Source organism: Pseudomonas sp. WHRI 8519 (assembly GCF_040224055.2).
Classification (GTDB): Bacteria; Pseudomonadota; Gammaproteobacteria; order Pseudomonadales; family Pseudomonadaceae; genus Aquipseudomonas; species Aquipseudomonas putida_X.
On the sequence record NZ_CP167996.1, the window covers coordinates 5,079,970 to 5,096,701 of the forward strand.

Sequence of the window (16,732 nt, forward strand, 5' to 3'; positions counted from 1 at the left end):
GGCTCTCCACTCTTGAATTCTTGAAAATGCAAAGGCCGCTGCAAGGCAGCGGCCGGAGTTCGGGCGGCGTGTCCTACGCCGCAACTCAAGACCTGTCGTGGTCTTGAGCATAGCTTCAGCGGATGGTCAGTGCCTCGAGCTTGCCGCTGTTGCCAAAGACATAGATGGTGTCGCCGACCACCAGGGGCCGGGCGCGCAGGCCATCGCTGTCGATACGCTCACGGCCGACGAAACGGCCGTCGACCTGGCTGAGCAGGTGCAGGTAACCTTCGAAGTCACCTACAGCCACGTAACTGGAGAACACTTCCGGCGCCGACAATTGACGGCGGGCCATCGAGTCGTTGGTCCACAGGGCGCTGGAAGAGCGCTCGTCGACACCTTCGACACTGCCTGAGGCCTCGCTGACATAGACGTTGCCGAAACCTTGGGCGACACCCACGTAGCTCGACGCATCACGCTGCCACAGCACACGGCCGCTCTCCAGGTCCAGGCCCGCTACGCGGCCCTGGTAGGTGCTGACGTACAGCGTGCCACCGGACAGCAGCAGGCCGCCGTCGATGTCGACCACACGGTCCAGCTCGGAACGGCCCTGCGGGATGGCCACACGGCTCTCCCACACTGGCACGCCATTGTTGATGTCGACCGCCACCACCTTACCGGTGGAAAGGCCGGCGACGGCCAGGCGGTTGGTGACAATCGGCGCACCGGTGCCCCGCAGGGTCAGGACAGCCGGAGTGCTCTCGTAGATCCAGCGGCGGTCGCCGGTAGCGGCATCGAGTCCGATCAGGCGGTCGTCCTGGGTCTGCACCACCACAACGTCACCGTTGTTGGCAGGCGGCGCCAGCACTTCGCTGGTGACGCGGGAGCGCCAGCGCTCTTCACCGGTGCTGGAGTCCAGGGCAATCACTTCACCCTTGAGCGTGCCGAGCATGACCAGGCCATAGCCAACACCGACGGCGCCGGAAACCGGCAGCTCCAGGTCCTTCTTCCACACGACGTCGCCAGTGATGCGGTCGAGGGCGAAGACTTCGCCATTGACGTCGCTGGCGTAGATGCGGTCGTTCTCGATGGCGGGTACCAGGGTATTGTAAGTCTCGCCCTGGCCGTCACCGATCGAACGGCTCCACTGTTTTTTCAGTACCACTTCTTCGGTGAACTTGGTCAGCTCGGCCGGAGGCAGTTCCTTCTTGCTGTTGCTGCTGCACCCTGCGGCCAGTACGGCCAGGGTCAGCACTGCTGCTTGTTTCCAACCGATCACGTCACGCGTCCCCTTTGGCCAAGTCATCCAGCTTCAGTTGCAAGCCACCGACCGCCGCCTCATCGGACAGCGCGGCCTTGGCTTTTTCATAAGCGCTGTGAGCATCGTCGGCACGACCCAACTGCACCAGCAGGTCGCCCTTCAATTCTTCACGGCTGGCCAGAAACGCTTTGTCGGCGTCACCGTCGAGCAGCTTGAGCGCATCTTCAGCCTTGTTCTGAGCGGCGAGCACGCGTGCCAGGCGCTGGCGCGAAATTTCGCCCAGGGTGTCGTCAGCAGGCTTGTCGAGCACATTCTTCAGCTCGGCAGCGGCGTCGTCGAGCTTGCCGCTCTCGACCGCGACCTTGGCCACGAACAGGCTGCCGTACTGGGCGTAGGCGGTACCACCAAACTCGCTCTTGAGCTTGCCGGCCAACTCAGCGACCTTGGCCGCGTCCGGCTGCCCGCTCGGCGTCAGGCTGGTTTCAAGCAGGGCCTGATACAGCTGTGATGCGCCTTGCGACTGGTTGTCCTGGTACTTGTGCCAAGTGTTCCAACCCAAAACCACCACGCCCGCCAGCAGCGCACCGGTCAGCAGTGGCTTGCCGTTACGGTTCCACCAGTCCTTGACCCCTGCCAGGTCATCATCATCGGTACTCGACACCCCAATACTCCTTTTCGCCTATTCGCTTGTTGAACCGCGTTACGCCTGAGCGATCGCGGTTTCCAGGTGCTCAGCCAGAGCATCCCAGGCAATGTTCTGTTGTTCGCCCTGACCACGCAGGGGCTTGAGACCAATCTCTTGCTTGGCCAACTCGTCGTCACCCAGGATCAGGGCGAACAACGCGCCGCTCTTGTCGGCTTTCTTGAACTGGCTCTTGAAGCTGCCGCCACCGGCATTGACCGCCAGGCGCAGGCCCGGCAGACGGTCGCGCAGGCTTTCGGACAAGCGCAGGCCAGCCAGCTCCGCCTGTTCGCCAAAGGCGCACAGGTACACATCGATCTGGCGGTTGATGGATTCCGGGACCTTGCCCAGGGTCTCCAGCAGCAGGATCAGGCGCTCGATACCCATGGCGAAACCAACGCCGGTGGTCGGCTTCCCACCCATCTGCTCTACCAGGCCATCGTAGCGGCCGCCTGCGCAGACAGTGCCCTGGGCGCCAAGCTTGTCGGTGACCCACTCGAACACGGTCTTGCTGTAGTAGTCCAGGCCACGCACCAGCTTGGTGTTGATCACGAACGGAATACCGGCAGCATCCAGACGGGCTTTGAGGCCCTCGAAGTGCACCCGGGAGTCTTCGTCGAGGTAGTCTTCCAGCTTCGGCGCGCCGACCAGCACCGCCTGAGTATCAGGGTTTTTGCTGTCGAGGATGCGCAGCGGATTGCTCTTGAGGCGGCGCTGGCTGTCTTCGTCGAGTTGCTCCAGGCGCGCCGAGAGGAACTCGACCAGCGCGTCACGGTAGCGGGCGCGGGCCTCGCTGGTGCCCAGGCTGTTCAGCTCGAGCTTGACCGCATCCTGGATGCCCAGCAGGCCCCACAAACGCCAGGTCAGCATGATCAGCTCGGCATCGATGTCCGGGCCGTCCAGGTTGAAGACCTCGACGCCAATCTGGTGGAACTGGCGGTAGCGGCCCTTCTGCGGGCGCTCGTGGCGGAACATCTGGCCGATGTACCACAGTTTCTGCACCTGGCCGTTGCCGGTGATGCCGTGCTCGAGCACGGCACGTACGCAGGCAGCCGTGCCTTCAGGGCGCAGGGTCAGCGAATCGCCGTTGCGGTCCTCGAAGGTGTACATCTCTTTTTCGACGATGTCGGTGACTTCACCGATGGAGCGCTTGAACAGCTCGGTGAACTCGACGATCGGCGTGCGGATCTGGCTGTACCCATAGGTGTCCAGCAGCCCGGCGACGGTGCCTTCGAAGTAGCGCCACAGCGGCGACTGCTCTGGCAGGATGTCGTTCATGCCACGGATGGCTTGCAGCGATTTGCTCACGAAAAGTCCTTACGAATCTGTGTGTCAGCCGCGGGCGATCAGCGCCGCGTCGGCCTCGACCTTTTCGGCCGCTTTCTGGCGGATGAGCTTTTCCAGCTCATCGACCAGGTTGTCATTGGTCAGCTTCTGCGCCGGCTTGCCATCGATGTAAATCAGGTTCGGCGTGCCGCCGGTCAGGCCCACGTGGGCTTCCTTCGCTTCGCCAGGGCCGTTGACCACACAACCGATCACCGCCACATCCAGCGGTACCAGCAGGTCTTCCAGGCGCCCTTCCAGTTCGTTCATGGTCTTGACCACATCGAAATTCTGCCGCGAGCAGCTCGGGCAGGCGATGAAGTTGATGCCACGTGAACGCAGGTGCAGCGACTTGAGGATGTCGTAACCGACCTTCACTTCCTCGACCGGGTCGGCCGCCAGCGAAATGCGGATGGTATCGCCAATGCCTTCGGCCAGCAGCATACCGAGGCCGACGGCGGATTTCACCGTGCCGGAGCGCAGCCCACCGGCCTCGGTGATGCCCAAGTGCAGCGGCTGGATGATCTGCTTGGCCAGCAAGCGATAGGCTTCGACGGCCATGAACACGTCGGAGGCCTTGACGCTGACCTTGAAGTCCTGGAAATCCAGGCGATCGAGGTGCTCGACATGGCGCAGGGCAGATTCGACCAACGCCGCCGGGGTCGGCTCGCCATATTTCTTCTGCAGGTCCTTTTCCAGGGAGCCTGCGTTGACACCGATACGGATCGGAATGCCACGGTCACGAGCGGCATCGACCACGGCACGAACACGGTCCTCACGGCCGATGTTGCCCGGGTTGATACGCAGGCAGTCGACGCCCAGTTCGGCCACGCGCAACGCGATCTTGTAGTCGAAGTGGATGTCAGCGACCAGCGGTACGCTGACCAGTTGCTTGATTTTGCCGAACGCCTCGGCGGCGTCCATGTCCGGCACCGAAACCCGGACGATGTCGACACCGGCATCGACCAGGCGCTGGATCTGGCCCACTGTAGCGGCGACATCATTGGTGTCGGTGTTGGTCATGCTCTGCACCGCAATGGGGGCATCACCACCCACAGGTACATTGCCGACCCAGATTTTGCGGGATTCGCGACGTTTGATCGGAGATTCGCCGTGCATGACTTACTGTCCCAACTTCAGGCGAGCGGTTTCGCCACTGGTGAACGGGGCGACATCGACGGCTTGGCCGTTGTAGCTGACCTGGGCGCCGCGGGCAAAGCCCAGGCGTACGGCGAACGGCGGCTTGCCGGTCAACTCGAGGTTGTCGCCCTTGCGCTTGATGGCGCTGAACAGCACCTTGCCGTTGCCATCGGACACCTGGGTCCAGCAATCGGCGGTGAACTGGATGGCTACCTTGGCGCTGCCGGCAGGTACGGCGGCAGGCTCGGCGGTACTGGCCGGCACGCTGGCCTCGGGCGCAACGGGGGCGGCCTGGGCTACGGGTGCGGTTGGCGAGGCCGATGCAGCCGGTGCGGCTGCCGTTGTCGGCGCGGGCGCTGCAGCTTGGGCAGGTGCCTGCTGGGCCGGTGCGGGCGCTGCGGCGTCAGGGGCGGCGGCACTGGCGGCCTCGGGGGCGGCCCCGGCGACCGGCTCGGCAGGTGCCTGCTCCAGCGGCAGCGGCGCGCTTTCGCCCTGCTGGCCCAAGGTAACGGCCTGGTCTTCAGGCTCGTCCAGCGGGTGGATCTGGGTGGTACCGTCGGCGCTTTCGACCTCGACGTGCTCCAGGGCGATCTTGGCCAGGTCCTTGCCGCGCAGGCTGCCCTGGTCCTGCCACCACAGGAAGCTGCCACCGACCACCACAAGCAGCAGCAACAGGCTGACGCCGCGCAGAATGTTGTGCGAAAGGCGCACCGGCTCTTCGATGCGGCCCAGTGAATGCACGTCGCTGCCCTTGGCATGGGTGCCGGTGTACTGGTCGAAGGCCTCGACCAGCGGCGCCTGGTCCATGTCCATCAGCTTGGCGTAGGCACGGATATAGCCACGGGCGAAGGTATGCCCTGGCAACTTGTCGAAGGCACCGGTTTCCACGTGGTTCAGCGAACTGACGGTGAGGTTGAGCTTGCGGGCCACCTCGGCTTGCGACCACTCCCGTCTTTCGCGGGCCTGGCGCAACAATTCACCGGGGTTCTGGCCAGTCGCTGCTGCTACTTCGGGATGCGCGGCTTTCATCGTTGCTCCGACAGGTATTGCTGATATTCCGGCGTACCGGGATAAAGTCGTTGTAGTTGCTGGCCCAATTCGGCCTGTGTGCCCTGCTCGTCGAACACCCGGGCAAGACGGCTGCCCAGCAGGAGACTACGGGCATTGTGATCGCTCAACTGGCTGAAACGATCGTAGAAACCCCGGGCCGGCACATAATGCCTGTTTTCGTAGGACAACTCAGCCATTTCCAGCAAAGCCCTGGGTTGCCGCTGATTGAGTTGCAGAGCCTTGCTCAGGTACGCCTGCGCCTGGTCACGGTCGCCGAGCTTCAGGGCTGTCAGGCCGAGGTTCTCGTAAACGCGCGAACGTTCAGGATACAGGGTATCGGCGCTGGCGAGGCGAAACATCTGCTCGGCTTCGGCGAAACGCTGCTGAGCATATAGGAAACTGCCGTAATTGTTGCGAATTCGCGTGTCACCGGGGCGTGCCGACAACGCTTTCTGGAAGTGTTGCTCGGCCAGCGCAGCTTCACCTTGGGCCTGAAACACCAGCGCCAAAGCCGCGTGCGCATCGGCATCCTTGGCATCCAGCGCCAGTGCCCTGGCCAACGGCGCCTTGGCCTGCTCGGTCAAACCTTGTTGCAGATAGCCAAGCCCGAGCTGCACATAAGCGCGCCCCGCCTCCACTCGCCCCTGGTGCGTGGCCAGTGGGTCGCTCGCACCGCCCGACACGCAGCCGGCCAGCAGCGAGAGTGCAAGGATCGACAGCGCGGCGCGCAGGCTCATGGCGGGCCCGGACTCAGTGGCGCACAGCGCTGTCTTGCAGCTCGGCGTCGGCAGACAGCTGACGTACGGCGATGTAGCGCTCGCTGCGGCGGGTACGGTCATTGACCTGGCCGACCAGCTGGCCACAGGCGGCATCGATGTCATCGCCACGGGTGGTACGGGTGGTGACGTTGAAGCCACCGTGGTGCAGCAGGTCCTGGAAGCGGCGGATAGCGTTGTTGCTAGGGCGCTCGTAACCGGAATGGGGGAACGGGTTGAACGGGATCAGGTTGATCTTGCACGGTACATCGCGCAGCAGTTCGATCATCTGCGCGGCATGCTCTGGCTGGTCGTTGACGTCCTTGAGCAGGGTGTACTCGACCGTCAGCACGCGCTTGCCACCCAAGGTGGCCATATAGCCCATGCACGACTCCAGCAGCATCTTCAGCGGGTACTTCTTGTTGATCGGCACCAGCTGGTTGCGCAGCGCGTCGTTCGGCGCATGCAGCGACAGGGCCAGGGACACGTCGATGTGCTTGGCCAGTTCGTCGATCATCGGTACCACGCCGGAGGTGGACAAGGTGACGCGACGCTTGGAAATGCCATAGCCCAGATCATCCATCATGATCTTCATGGCAGCGATGACATTGTCGAAATTCAGCAGAGGCTCGCCCATGCCCATCATGACCACGTTGGTAATCGCGCGGTCGATCTTGGCCGGGACGGTCCCGAAGGATTTGTTGGCAAGCCACACCTGGCCGATCACTTCGGCGGCGGTGAGGTTGCTGTTGAAGCCTTGCTTGCCGGTGGAGCAGAAACTGCAGTCCAGGGCACAGCCGGCTTGCGACGACACGCAAAGGGTGCCGCGATCGTCGGTTGGGATGTAGACGGTCTCGACGCAGCTGCCGGAGGCAACGCGGATCACCCATTTACGGGTGCCGTCTGCGGAAATGTCTTCACTGACCACTTCCGGAGGACGAATTTCGGCAACAGCCTCGAGCTTTTCGCGCAAGGCCTTGCCGACGTTCGTCATGGCGGCGAAATCATCGACGCCAAAATGGTGAATCCATTTCATCACCTGGCCGGCACGGAAGCGTTTCTCCCCGATAGAGTCGAAGAATTGTTCCATTTCCGGCTGGGTCAGGCCCAACAGGTTGATTTTGCCAGTAGATGTCGTCATGGATTCACCCTCACCCGTAAGCTTTCGCTTAGCGAGTGGTTACCTCGGTAGCAGCGAAGAAGTAAGCGATTTCGCGAGCAGCAGCAGCTTCGGAGTCCGAACCGTGAACGGCGTTGGCGTCGATCGACTCGGCGAAGTCAGCACGGATGGTGCCGGCAGCAGCTTCTTTAGGGTTGGTAGCGCCCATCAGCTCACGGTTCAGAGCGATGGCGTTTTCGCCTTCCAGAACCTGAACGACAACCGGGCCGGAAGTCATGAAGGCAACCAGGTCACCGAAGAAGCCGCGCTCGCGGTGCTCAGCGTAGAAACCTTCGGCTTCGGCTTTGGACAGTTGCTTGATTTTCGAAGCAACGATTTTCAGGCCGGCTTCTTCAAAGCGAGTGGTGATCTTGCCGATGACGTTTTTGGCAACTGCGTCAGGCTTGATGATCGAGAAAGTACGTTGAACAGCCATGGAAAACTCCAGAATATGAGTGTTGCGAAAAATTAAACCCGCGAATTATACGCGGGTTCCAGGGGATTGCCTAACCTGCAGCGTCACGCTTAGTCGGCTTCGTCTATCCAGGCCGCCTGGATGGCCTCGAGCACTTTCTCACCGCCGCGTGACGGATCGTCGCTGAACTCCGGCAAGGCCAGCACCCAGCGATGCAGATCGACGAAATTCACATAACGAGGATCGACGTCCGGCTTGCTTTCTGCAAGCTGGATAGCGATCTCAAGTACATCAACCCATTTCAGACTCATTGAAAAATCCTCAGTGGGGCGCTTCGGCAGCGTGGTTGAGCGAATATTTCGGGATCTCGATGGTCAGGTCCTGATCACCGACGACCACCTGGCAGCCGAGACGCGATTGCGCCTCCAGGCCCCAGGCCTTGTCCAGCATGTCCTCTTCGAGTTCGTCGGCTTCTTCAAGCGAATCGAAACCCTTGCGCACGATGCAGTGGCAGGTGGTGCAGGCCTTCACGCCACCGCAAGCGCTTTCCATCTCGATGTGATGGTCGTGGGCCAGCTCCAGGATATTGGTCCCGGGCTCGACCTCCACGCTCAGCCCCTCTGGGCAGAACTTCTCATGCGGCAGGAATGTCACCAGCGGCATCGGTTACTCCTCGATCTCATTCAGGTTGCGCCCGGCCAGTGCGGCTTTGACCGTCGAATCAAGGCGACGGGCGGCAAATGCATCGGTCACCTGCGACAGACGCTTGGTCTGTTGCTCGATGGCAGGGCCATCGGTGCCGTTCAGCAAATCACGTAGTTCTTGCATCTGGAATTCGATGGCTTCGCGCTCTTCACTGCTGAGCAGTCGCTCGCCATCAGCGTCCAGGGCGCCCTGCACAGCTTCAAGCAGGCGCTCGCCGTCAACCTGGTGTTCACGAAGCTGACGCGCCTGCTTGTCGGAGCCGGCATGCTCGAAGGAGTCCTTGAGCATGCGCGCGATCTCGCCGTCGGTCAGGCCGTAGGATGGTTTGACCTGGATGCTTGCCTCTACGCCAGAGCCCAGCTCACGCGCCGCGACGCTGAGCAAACCATCGGCATCGACCTGGAAGGTCACGCGGATTTTCGCGGCGCCGGCAACCATGGCCGGAATACCACGCAACTCGAAGCGCGCCAGCGAACGGCAATCGCTGATCAGCTCGCGCTCACCCTGCAGAACGTGAATCATCATGGCCGACTGGCCATCTTTGTACGTCGTGAATTCCTGCGCGCGGGCCACTGGGATGGTGGTATTGCGCGGGATCACCTTTTCCATCAGCCCGCCCATGGTCTCAAGACCAAGGGACAGCGGAATGACGTCGAGCAGCAGCAGCTCACCACCTTCGCGGCGGTTGCCGGCCAGGGTGTCAGCCTGAATGGCGGCGCCGATGGCGACCACCTGGTCGGGGTCGATCGAGGTCAGCGGGGTACGGCCGAACAGCGTGCCTACCGCTTCACGGACACGCGGTACGCGGGTCGAACCACCGACCATGACCACCGCACCCACCTCCTCCAGTTCGACGCCACTGTCGCGCACGGCGCGGCGGCAGGCCTTGAGGCTACGGGCAATCAGCGGTTCGATCATGGCTTCGAAAGCGGCGCGGCTGAGCTCGCCCTGCCAGGCGCCATGGCTGACGCTGACCAGGTCGGCGTCGGTCAGGGCTTCCTTGGCGGCGCAGGCAGCCTGAAGCAGCTGGCGCTGGGTAGCCGGGTCGAGGTCGGCGGACAGCCCGGCCTGCTCGATGATCCAGCTGGCAATGGCGTGATCGAAGTCGTCCCCGCCAAGGGCCGTGTCACCACCGGTGGCGAGCACTTCGAACACACCTGCGGTCAGGCGCAGGATGGAAATATCGAACGTACCGCCGCCCAAGTCATAGATGGCCACCAGGCCTTCGGCATTCTGGTCCAGGCCATAGGCAACGGCAGCGGCGGTCGGCTCATTGAGCAGGCGCAGCACGTTGAGGCCAGCCAGTTTGGCGGCATCCTTGGTCGCCTGGCGTTGGGCATCGTCGAAATAAGCCGGCACGGTGATCACCGCGCCCACCAACTCGCCGCCCAAGGTCGCTTCGGCGCGCTCGCGCAGCACCTTGAGGATATCGGCGGACACTTCCACCGGGCTCTTTGGCCCCTGGACAGTCTCGATGAACGGCATGTGCGACTCGCCGCCAATGAAGCGATACGGCAGCTGCTCACCCAGTTGCTTGACGTCGGCCAGGCCACGCCCCATCAGGCGCTTGACCGAAAGCACGGTGTTCAGTGGGTCGCTGGCGGCAGCTTCTCGCGCTGCCAGGCCGACCTCATTGTGGCCAGCCAGATAGCGCACTGCGGAGGGCAGAATGACGTTGCCCTGCGCATCGGGCAGGGGTTCGCTGCGACCGCTGCGCACGGCAGCGACCAGAGAATTGGTAGTACCCAGGTCAATGCCCACCGCCAGACGACGCTGGTGCGGCTGGGGGGTTTGACCGGGTTCGGCGATCTGCAGTAGGGCCATGCTTATCTGAATACCTTAGGCGTCATCACGGGCAACGCCGGGTTAATCGTCGAGGCGCTCTTCTAGTTGGCGCACTTCCTGGGCGAGCTTGTCGAGGAACTGCATGCGGCGCATCAGGCGCTCGGCCTTGTCGCGCTCGGCAGGCACATCCCAGCAGGCGGCGAAATCCTCGTTGAGCGTGTCCTGGGCAGCCTTCAGGCGCTTCTTGAACACGGCGACACCGTCGAGGTCGGCTTCGTCCTGCAGCTCTTCGAGTTCCTCGCGCCACTGCATCTGCTGCAGCAGGAAGTCAGGGTCGTGGACCGTGACTTCCTGAGGCACCTCGTGGCCACCGATGGCCAGCAAATAGCGGGCACGGCGCGGGGCGCTGCGCAACGTCTGGTAGGCGTCGTTGAGGGCGGCGGATTTTTCCAGCGCTACCCGCTGCTCTCGCTCGGAAGCGTCGGCGAAGCGGTCAGGATGAACCTCGCGGGCCAGCTCGCGATAGCGAGTGGCCAGCTTGTCGAGGTCCAACCGGAAGCACGGCTGGAGGTCGAACAGAGCGAAATGACAAGGAGTACCCACAGCCAGCCTCAGACGTTGAAGCTTTCGCCGCAGCCACACTCACCGCGTACGTTGGGGTTGTTGAACTTGAAGCCTTCGTTCAACCCTTCCTTGACGAAGTCCAGCTCAGTGCCGTCAAGGTAAACCAGGCTCTTGGGATCGATGATCACCTTGACGCCATGGTTTTCGAACACGGTGTCTTCGTCCGCCAGTTCATCGACGAACTCCAGCACGTAGGCCAGGCCCGAGCAACCGGTGGTGCGCACGCCCAGGCGGATGCCCTCGCCCTTGCCGCGCCCTTCGAGGGAACGCCGCACGTGGTTGGCGGCGGCTTCTGTCATGCTGATAGCCATCGGTACTTATTCCTCAACGTCGGTACTTCGCAACAGGCGACTTAGATCAAGCCTTTCTTCTGCTTGTAATCGCGAACGGCTGCCTTGATGGCATCTTCGGCGAGTACCGAGCAGTGGATCTTGACCGGCGGCAACGCCAGTTCTTCCGCCAGCTGGGTGTTCTTGATGGTTTCGGCTTCGTCCAGGGTCTTGCCCTTCATCCACTCGGTGGCGAGGGAGCTGGAAGCGATGGCCGAACCGCAGCCGTAAGTCTTGAACTTGGCATCTTCGATGATGCCTTGCTCGTTGACCTTGATCTGCAGACGCATCACGTCACCGCACGCCGGGGCGCCGACCATGCCGGTACCGACATCCGGGTCCTCGGCATTCATCTTGCCGACGTTACGTGGGTTTTCGTAGTGGTCGATGACCTTTTCACTGTATGCCATGGTGCAATTCCTTCCTCATCAGGGAGCCGCTCTTGCTGGCGACTGCTTAGTGGGCGGCCCACTCGATCTTGGAGATGTCAACGCCGTCTTTGTACATGTCCCACAGCGGCGACAGCTCACGCAGTTTGTTTACAGCCTCGCAGACTTTCTGCGCGGCGTAGTCGACTTCTTCCTCGGTGGTGAAGCGGCCGAAGGAGAAGCGGATCGAGCTGTGCGCCAGCTCGTCGTTGCGGCCCAGAGCGCGCAGTACATACGACGGCTCGAGCGAAGCGGAGGTGCAAGCCGAACCGGACGATACCGCGATGTCCTTGAGCGACATCAGCAGCGACTCGCCTTCGACATAGTTGAAGCTCAGGTTCAGGTTGTGCGGTACGCGGGCAGTCTGGCTGCCGTTGACATACAGCTCTTCGAGGTCCGAGACCTGCTTGAAGAAGCGGTCGCTCAGGGCCTTGATGCGCTGGTTTTCCGCGGCCATTTCCTGCTTGGCGATGGCGAATGCTTCGCCCATGCCGACGATCTGGTGGGTCGGCAGGGTGCCCGAACGCATGCCGCGCTCATGGCCACCGCCGTGAATGATCGCTTCCAGACGCACGCGAGGCTTGCGGCTGACATACAGCGCGCCAATGCCCTTCGGGCCGTAGACCTTGTGCGCGGAGAACGACATCAGGTCGACTTTCAGCTTCTGCAGGTCGATTTCGACCTTGCCGGCCGACTGGGCGGCGTCAACGTGGAACAGCACGCCGCGCGAGCGGGTCAGTTCACCGATGGCGGCGATGTCGTTGATCGAGCCGACTTCGTTGTTGACGTGCATCAGCGAGACCAGAATGGTGTCGTCGCGCAGCACCGCTTCGACCTGGGCCGGGGTGACGATGCCGTCTTCACCGGGCTCCAGATAGGTGACTTCGAAACCTTCACGCTCGAGCTGGCGAGCGGTGTCCAGGACCGCCTTGTGCTCGATCTTGGAGGTGATGAGGTGCTTGCCCTTGGTCTGATAGAAGTGCGCCACGCCTTTGAGGGCGAGGTTGTCGGACTCGGTTGCACCGCTGGTCCAGACGATCTCGCGGGGGTCGGCGTTGATCAGCTCGGCAACCTGGCGACGGCCGTTTTCGACCGCTTCCTCGGCTTTCCAGCCGAACACGTGGGAGCGCGAAGCCGGGTTACCGAAGTTACCGTCGACCAGCAGGCAGTCGGCCATCTTCTGGGCGACACGGGGATCGACCGGTGTGGTCGCGGAGTAATCGAGGTAGATCGGCAACTTCATTGAGTATCTCCTATCAGGCGGTGGCGTCGCTCGTCACTGTAAAAGGTCAGTCGACGGCGGACGTCTCAATCTTGTCCAGCTGGGCAGAACGGCCTGCGACACGACGCAGGTCCTGGCGCTGGGCGACTTCCTGCACCTCACGGCGCATGACGAGGTCAGCCAGGCTGATGCCGCTGAGGAATTCGTGGATCTGCTGGCTGAGGTCGCACCACAAGTGGTGGGTCAGGCAGGTGTCACCGGCATGACAATCCCCAAGGCCCTGGCAGCGGGTGGCATCGACCGATTCGTTGACCGCGTCGATAACCTGGGCCACCTGGATGGTTTCCATGCCACGAGACAGCTGGTAACCACCGCCCGGGCCGCGCACGCTGGATACCAGGCTGCTGCGGCGCAGCTTGGCGAACAGCTGTTCCAGATAAGAGAGGGAAATGCCCTGGCGCTCGGAAATGTCGGCCAAAGACACAGGCCCATGCTGCGCGTGCAACGCCAGGTCAAGCATGGCTGTCACGGCGTATCGGCCTTTGGTAGTCAGTCGCATGGCTAAATGGATACCACGAGAGTTACAGGATGTGAGCGAGTATGCGATTCCCGAGCATTTAAGTCAACTATTAGACCTACTGCTTTAGTCGGGTTTGCATCTGGGAGGCGGGCGCGATTGTAGCAGCAAAGGGGCGTGAGCACACGCCCCCTATGCCAACCTGCCGTCACTGTGGCGCGATCAATGCGACCGAGCGTCGCGTGGGGCCGCTGCCGCGGTCTCGCTGAAGTCGTCTTCAGGAAGGGCCGGCAGCTCCTTGGCGCAGTAGTCACTGCCCATCTTGGTCAGTGCGCCGCACATGCCTTCCAGGCGCTCGTCGACAGCCTGCAGGTGGTCGAGCATCTGGCCGATGGCGCGCGCCACCGGGTCAGGCATGTCGCCACTGACACCGTAGGCATCGAAGCCGATCTTTTCCGCCATGGCCTTGCGCTTGGCCTCGACTTCGCTGTCTTCGCGCTTGACGATGATGCGCCCCGGGATACCGACCGCCGTGGCACCTGCCGGCACCGCCTTGGTCACCACCGCGTTGGAGCCGATCTTGGCCCCGGCACCGACGGTGAACGGGCCGAGCACCTTGGCCCCAGCACCCACCACCACGCCGTTTTCCAAGGTCGGATGGCGCTTGCCTTTGTTCCAGCTGGTGCCACCCAGGGTCACGCCCTGGTAAAGCGTCACGTCGTCACCGATCTCGGCGGTTTCGCCGATCACGATACCCATGCCGTGATCGATGAAGAAGCGCCTGCCGATGGTGGCGCCGGGATGGATCTCGATACCGGTCATCCAGCGGCCGAAATTCGACACCAGGCGAGCCAGCCACTTGAAATCGCGCCTCCACAAGGCATTACCCAGGCGATGCAGCCAGATGGCATGCATACCCGGGTAGCAGGTCAGCACCTCGAAGGCATTGCGCGCCGCCGGGTCCCGATGGAAAACGCTTTGAATATCTTCTCGCAGACGTTCGAACATCTGTCAGTCCTTCCTTTTATGCGGCTCGCCCCGCGCGACCTTCTGGGTCTCGGTGAAGATACCGCGCAAAATGCTCATCTCCGGACGCTCCACCGAGCTGCGCCCATATAGCCGGCGCAGGCGCGCCATCAGGTGCTTGGGCTTCGCGGGGTCAAGGAAGCCGATGTCCACCAGGGTTTTCTCCAGGTGTTCATAGAACAGCTCCATTTCGTCCATGGTCGCCAGCTCGCTGGCGTCGACCTTTTCGACTTTCTGCGCCGTGCCTTCAACCGCCAGCCAGGCCATGCGCACCTCATAAGAGAGCACCTGGACCGCTGCGGCCAGATTCAGCGAGCTGAAGTCGGGGTTCGAGGGAATGTGCACGTGGAAGTGACATCGCTGCAGTTCTTCGTTGGTCAGGCCGGCGTGCTCGCGCCCGAACACCAGGGCGATCTCCTCTCCCCCGACGGCATGCTCCACGGCCTTGGCCCCGCATTCACGGGGGTCGATCAACGGCCAGGGGATACTGCGCTCTCGGGCGCTGGTGCCCATGACCAGGCTGCAGCCGACCAGTGCCTGCTCGAGGCTGTCGACCACCTGGGCACCGGCCAGCACATCGTCGGCACCGGAGGCCCGCGCACTGGCGTCCGCGGCGGGGAATTCTTTTGGCTGCACCAGCACCAGACGCGACAAGCCCATGTTTTTCATGGCTCGCGCAGCGCCGCCGATGTTGCCGGGGTGGCTGGTATTGACCAGAACAACACGAATATTTTGCAGCAAGGTGTTGTGCTCACAGATGCGGGTTTTGGGGGATCCGATCTTACAGAACCGACCAGCGTAACGCCATGAAAGCAAATGTGACACTTCTGCCGCCAAACTTTTCTGCTAGAATGTTCGGCTTTCTTCTTTAACATCTCCAGGTGACCCGCCCATGCAGCCTATGCTGAATATCGCCCTGCGCGCCGCTCGCAGCGCCAGTGAACTGATTTTCCGCTCCATCGAACGCCTGGATAGCATCAAGGTGGACGAGAAAGAGGCTAAGGACTACGTTTCCGAGGTTGATCGCGCCGCCGAGCAGAGCATCGTCAACGCCCTGCGCAAGGCTTATCCGAACCACTCCATCCAGGGTGAGGAAACCGGCCTGCACGCGGGCTCCGGTGAAGAAGGCAAAGACTACCTTTGGGTCATCGACCCACTGGACGGCACCACCAACTTCCTGCGTGGCATCCCGCACTTCGCCGTCAGCATCGCCTGCAAATACCGTGGCCGCCTCGAGCACGCCGTGATCGTCGACCCGGTACGCCAGGAAGAATTCACCGCCAGCCGTGGCCGTGGCGCCCAGCTCAATGGCCGCCGCCTGCGCGTCAGCTCGCGCACCAGCCTGGACGGCGCCCTGCTGGGCACCGGCTTCCCGTTCCGTGACAACCAGATGGCTGACATGGACAACTACCTGGGCATGTTCCGCGCCCTGACTGGCCAGACCGCCGGCATCCGCCGCGCCGGCTCCGCCAGCCTGGACCTGGCCTACGTGGCGGCCGGCCGCTTCGACGCCTTCTGGGAGTCGGGCCTGTCCGAGTGGGACATGGCAGCAGGCGTGCTGCTGATCCAGGAAGCGGGCGGCCTGGTGAGCGACTTCAACGGTGGCCACGACTTCCTCGACAAAGGCCACATCGTTGCCGGCAACATCAAGTGCTTCAAGGCCGTGCTGACCGCTATCCAGCCGCACCTGCCAGAGCACATGAAGCGCTAAGCGCAGATTGCAGGCACAAAAAAAGCACCTCGCGGTGCTTTTTTTGTGCCTGCAATCTCATTGCTGCCCGGCGTCACTCAGGATCAGCTTGCCATTCTTGTCCAGCGGGATGGTCGAGCCCGGCTCGCGATCCATCTTCACCTTGCCCACCTGGCCATCGATTGAATAGGTCACGGTGTACCCAACGACCTTCTCACTGACATCATTGACCGTGTTGCAACGGGTTTGCGTGGTGGTATAGGTGTCACGCTGCTGCATGCCCTCCTGCACCTTGTTACCGGCATAGCCACCACCGACAGCACCGGCCACGGTGGCGATCTTCTTGCCGGTGCCGCCACCGATCTGATTGCCCAGCAAGCCGCCCGCCAGGGCGCCTACCACGGTACCGGCGATCTGATGCTGATCCTTGACCGGCGCCTGACGCGTCACGGCCACGTCCTTGCACACTTCGCGAGGGGTTTTCACCTGCTGCTTGATCGGCTGCACGTCGGTGACCTGGGCGTATTCGGGGCCTTTGTTCACCAAGCTGTAGGTCGCCACAGCACCTCCGGCAGTCACACCGACAGCACCCAGTACCGCACCCACCAGCATTGATTTGTTCACATTGAACCTCCTGATTCA

20 protein-coding genes are annotated in these 16,732 nt (G+C 62.4%); 1 reads left to right on the top strand and 19 read right to left on the bottom strand.

Annotated elements, in window-relative coordinates:
- Nucleotides 1-115: 115 nt before the first annotated feature.
- The 18 genes from bamB to trmJ all read right to left on the bottom strand — a co-directional run bounded on the left by bamB (nucleotide 116) and on the right by trmJ (nucleotide 15,141).
- Complete coding sequence (bamB, locus tag ABRP30_RS23195) at nucleotides 116-1,258, bottom strand: outer membrane protein assembly factor BamB (protein ID WP_241804190.1); 1,143 nt, start codon at nucleotides 1,256-1,258, stop codon at nucleotides 116-118.
- A gap of 1 nt (nucleotide 1,259) precedes the next feature.
- Entirely contained in the window at nucleotides 1,260-1,901 is a 642-nt protein-coding gene (locus ABRP30_RS23200) for a tetratricopeptide repeat protein (protein WP_349974816.1), read from the bottom strand.
- 39 nt (nucleotides 1,902-1,940) lie between these two features.
- Nucleotides 1,941-3,230: a histidine--tRNA ligase gene (hisS, locus tag ABRP30_RS23205; protein ID WP_241804188.1), complete on the bottom strand. Its 1,290-nt coding sequence runs from the start codon at nucleotides 3,228-3,230 to the stop codon at nucleotides 1,941-1,943.
- A 24-nt stretch (nucleotides 3,231-3,254) separates the two neighbouring features.
- Nucleotides 3,255-4,364, bottom strand: coding sequence for a flavodoxin-dependent (E)-4-hydroxy-3-methylbut-2-enyl-diphosphate synthase (ispG, locus tag ABRP30_RS23210; RefSeq protein WP_012316136.1), 1,110 nt, complete (start codon nucleotides 4,362-4,364; stop codon nucleotides 3,255-3,257).
- Nucleotides 4,365-4,367: 3 nt separating this feature from the next.
- Nucleotides 4,368-5,414, bottom strand: coding sequence for a RodZ family helix-turn-helix domain-containing protein (locus ABRP30_RS23215; protein ID WP_349974817.1), 1,047 nt, complete (start codon nucleotides 5,412-5,414; stop codon nucleotides 4,368-4,370).
- On the bottom strand, nucleotides 5,411-6,172 hold the full coding sequence (gene pilW / locus ABRP30_RS23220) for a type IV pilus biogenesis/stability protein PilW (protein WP_349974818.1): 762 nt from the start codon (nucleotides 6,170-6,172) through the stop codon (nucleotides 5,411-5,413). The genes ABRP30_RS23215 and pilW overlap by 4 nt, the downstream gene beginning before the upstream one ends.
- Nucleotides 6,173-6,185: 13 nt before the next feature.
- A complete protein-coding gene (rlmN, locus tag ABRP30_RS23225; RefSeq protein ID WP_241804184.1) occupies nucleotides 6,186-7,331 on the bottom strand; it encodes a 23S rRNA (adenine(2503)-C(2))-methyltransferase RlmN in 1,146 nt (381 codons plus the stop codon).
- Nucleotides 7,332-7,359: 28 nt separating this feature from the next.
- Complete coding sequence (gene ndk, locus ABRP30_RS23230; RefSeq protein WP_241804183.1) at nucleotides 7,360-7,785, bottom strand: nucleoside-diphosphate kinase; 426 nt, start codon at nucleotides 7,783-7,785, stop codon at nucleotides 7,360-7,362.
- An 89-nt stretch (nucleotides 7,786-7,874) separates the two neighbouring features.
- Nucleotides 7,875-8,075: a Fe-S cluster assembly protein IscX gene (gene iscX / locus ABRP30_RS23235; protein WP_024762959.1), complete on the bottom strand. Its 201-nt coding sequence runs from the start codon at nucleotides 8,073-8,075 to the stop codon at nucleotides 7,875-7,877.
- Between the two features lie 10 nt (nucleotides 8,076-8,085).
- The gene (fdx, locus tag ABRP30_RS23240) at nucleotides 8,086-8,427 is read right to left on the bottom strand and encodes an ISC system 2Fe-2S type ferredoxin (RefSeq protein ID WP_039604293.1); all 342 of its coding nucleotides are present in this window, start codon (nucleotides 8,425-8,427) and stop codon (nucleotides 8,086-8,088) included.
- Nucleotides 8,428-8,430: 3 nt separating this feature from the next.
- A complete protein-coding gene (hscA, locus tag ABRP30_RS23245) occupies nucleotides 8,431-10,293 on the bottom strand; it encodes a Fe-S protein assembly chaperone HscA (protein ID WP_267818590.1) in 1,863 nt (620 codons plus the stop codon).
- A gap of 42 nt (nucleotides 10,294-10,335) precedes the next feature.
- Nucleotides 10,336-10,857, bottom strand: a complete 522-nt coding sequence (gene hscB, locus ABRP30_RS23250) for a co-chaperone HscB (RefSeq protein WP_027920280.1) — start codon at nucleotides 10,855-10,857, stop codon at nucleotides 10,336-10,338.
- A gap of 8 nt (nucleotides 10,858-10,865) precedes the next feature.
- Entirely contained in the window at nucleotides 10,866-11,189 is a 324-nt protein-coding gene (gene iscA / locus ABRP30_RS23255) for an iron-sulfur cluster assembly protein IscA (protein WP_008092567.1), read from the bottom strand.
- Nucleotides 11,190-11,230: 41 nt separating this feature from the next.
- The gene (iscU, locus tag ABRP30_RS23260) at nucleotides 11,231-11,617 is read right to left on the bottom strand and encodes a Fe-S cluster assembly scaffold IscU (RefSeq protein WP_007929523.1); all 387 of its coding nucleotides are present in this window, start codon (nucleotides 11,615-11,617) and stop codon (nucleotides 11,231-11,233) included.
- A gap of 46 nt (nucleotides 11,618-11,663) precedes the next feature.
- Nucleotides 11,664-12,878 (bottom strand): IscS subfamily cysteine desulfurase, encoded by a 1,215-nt coding sequence (locus ABRP30_RS23265; protein WP_267818594.1) that lies wholly within the window; start codon nucleotides 12,876-12,878, stop codon nucleotides 11,664-11,666.
- Between the two features lie 46 nt (nucleotides 12,879-12,924).
- Nucleotides 12,925-13,416: a Fe-S cluster assembly transcriptional regulator IscR gene (gene iscR / locus ABRP30_RS23270; RefSeq protein WP_042111731.1), complete on the bottom strand. Its 492-nt coding sequence runs from the start codon at nucleotides 13,414-13,416 to the stop codon at nucleotides 12,925-12,927.
- Between the two features lie 180 nt (nucleotides 13,417-13,596).
- Entirely contained in the window at nucleotides 13,597-14,382 is a 786-nt protein-coding gene (gene cysE, locus ABRP30_RS23275) for a serine O-acetyltransferase (protein ID WP_241804180.1), read from the bottom strand.
- 3 nt (nucleotides 14,383-14,385) lie between these two features.
- On the bottom strand, nucleotides 14,386-15,141 hold the full coding sequence (gene trmJ, locus ABRP30_RS23280; RefSeq protein WP_349974819.1) for a tRNA (cytosine(32)/uridine(32)-2'-O)-methyltransferase TrmJ: 756 nt from the start codon (nucleotides 15,139-15,141) through the stop codon (nucleotides 14,386-14,388).
- Nucleotides 15,142-15,292: 151 nt separating this feature from the next.
- Between trmJ and suhB the strand changes: the two genes are divergently transcribed.
- Nucleotides 15,293-16,111 (top strand): inositol monophosphatase family protein, encoded by an 819-nt coding sequence (gene suhB, locus ABRP30_RS23285; protein ID WP_241804178.1) that lies wholly within the window; start codon nucleotides 15,293-15,295, stop codon nucleotides 16,109-16,111.
- Nucleotides 16,112-16,168: 57 nt separating this feature from the next.
- On the opposite strand, the gene ABRP30_RS23290 is transcribed toward suhB, so the two are convergent.
- Nucleotides 16,169-16,714, bottom strand: a complete 546-nt coding sequence (locus ABRP30_RS23290; protein WP_267818600.1) for a glycine zipper 2TM domain-containing protein — start codon at nucleotides 16,712-16,714, stop codon at nucleotides 16,169-16,171.
- Nucleotides 16,715-16,732 lie beyond the last annotated feature (18 nt).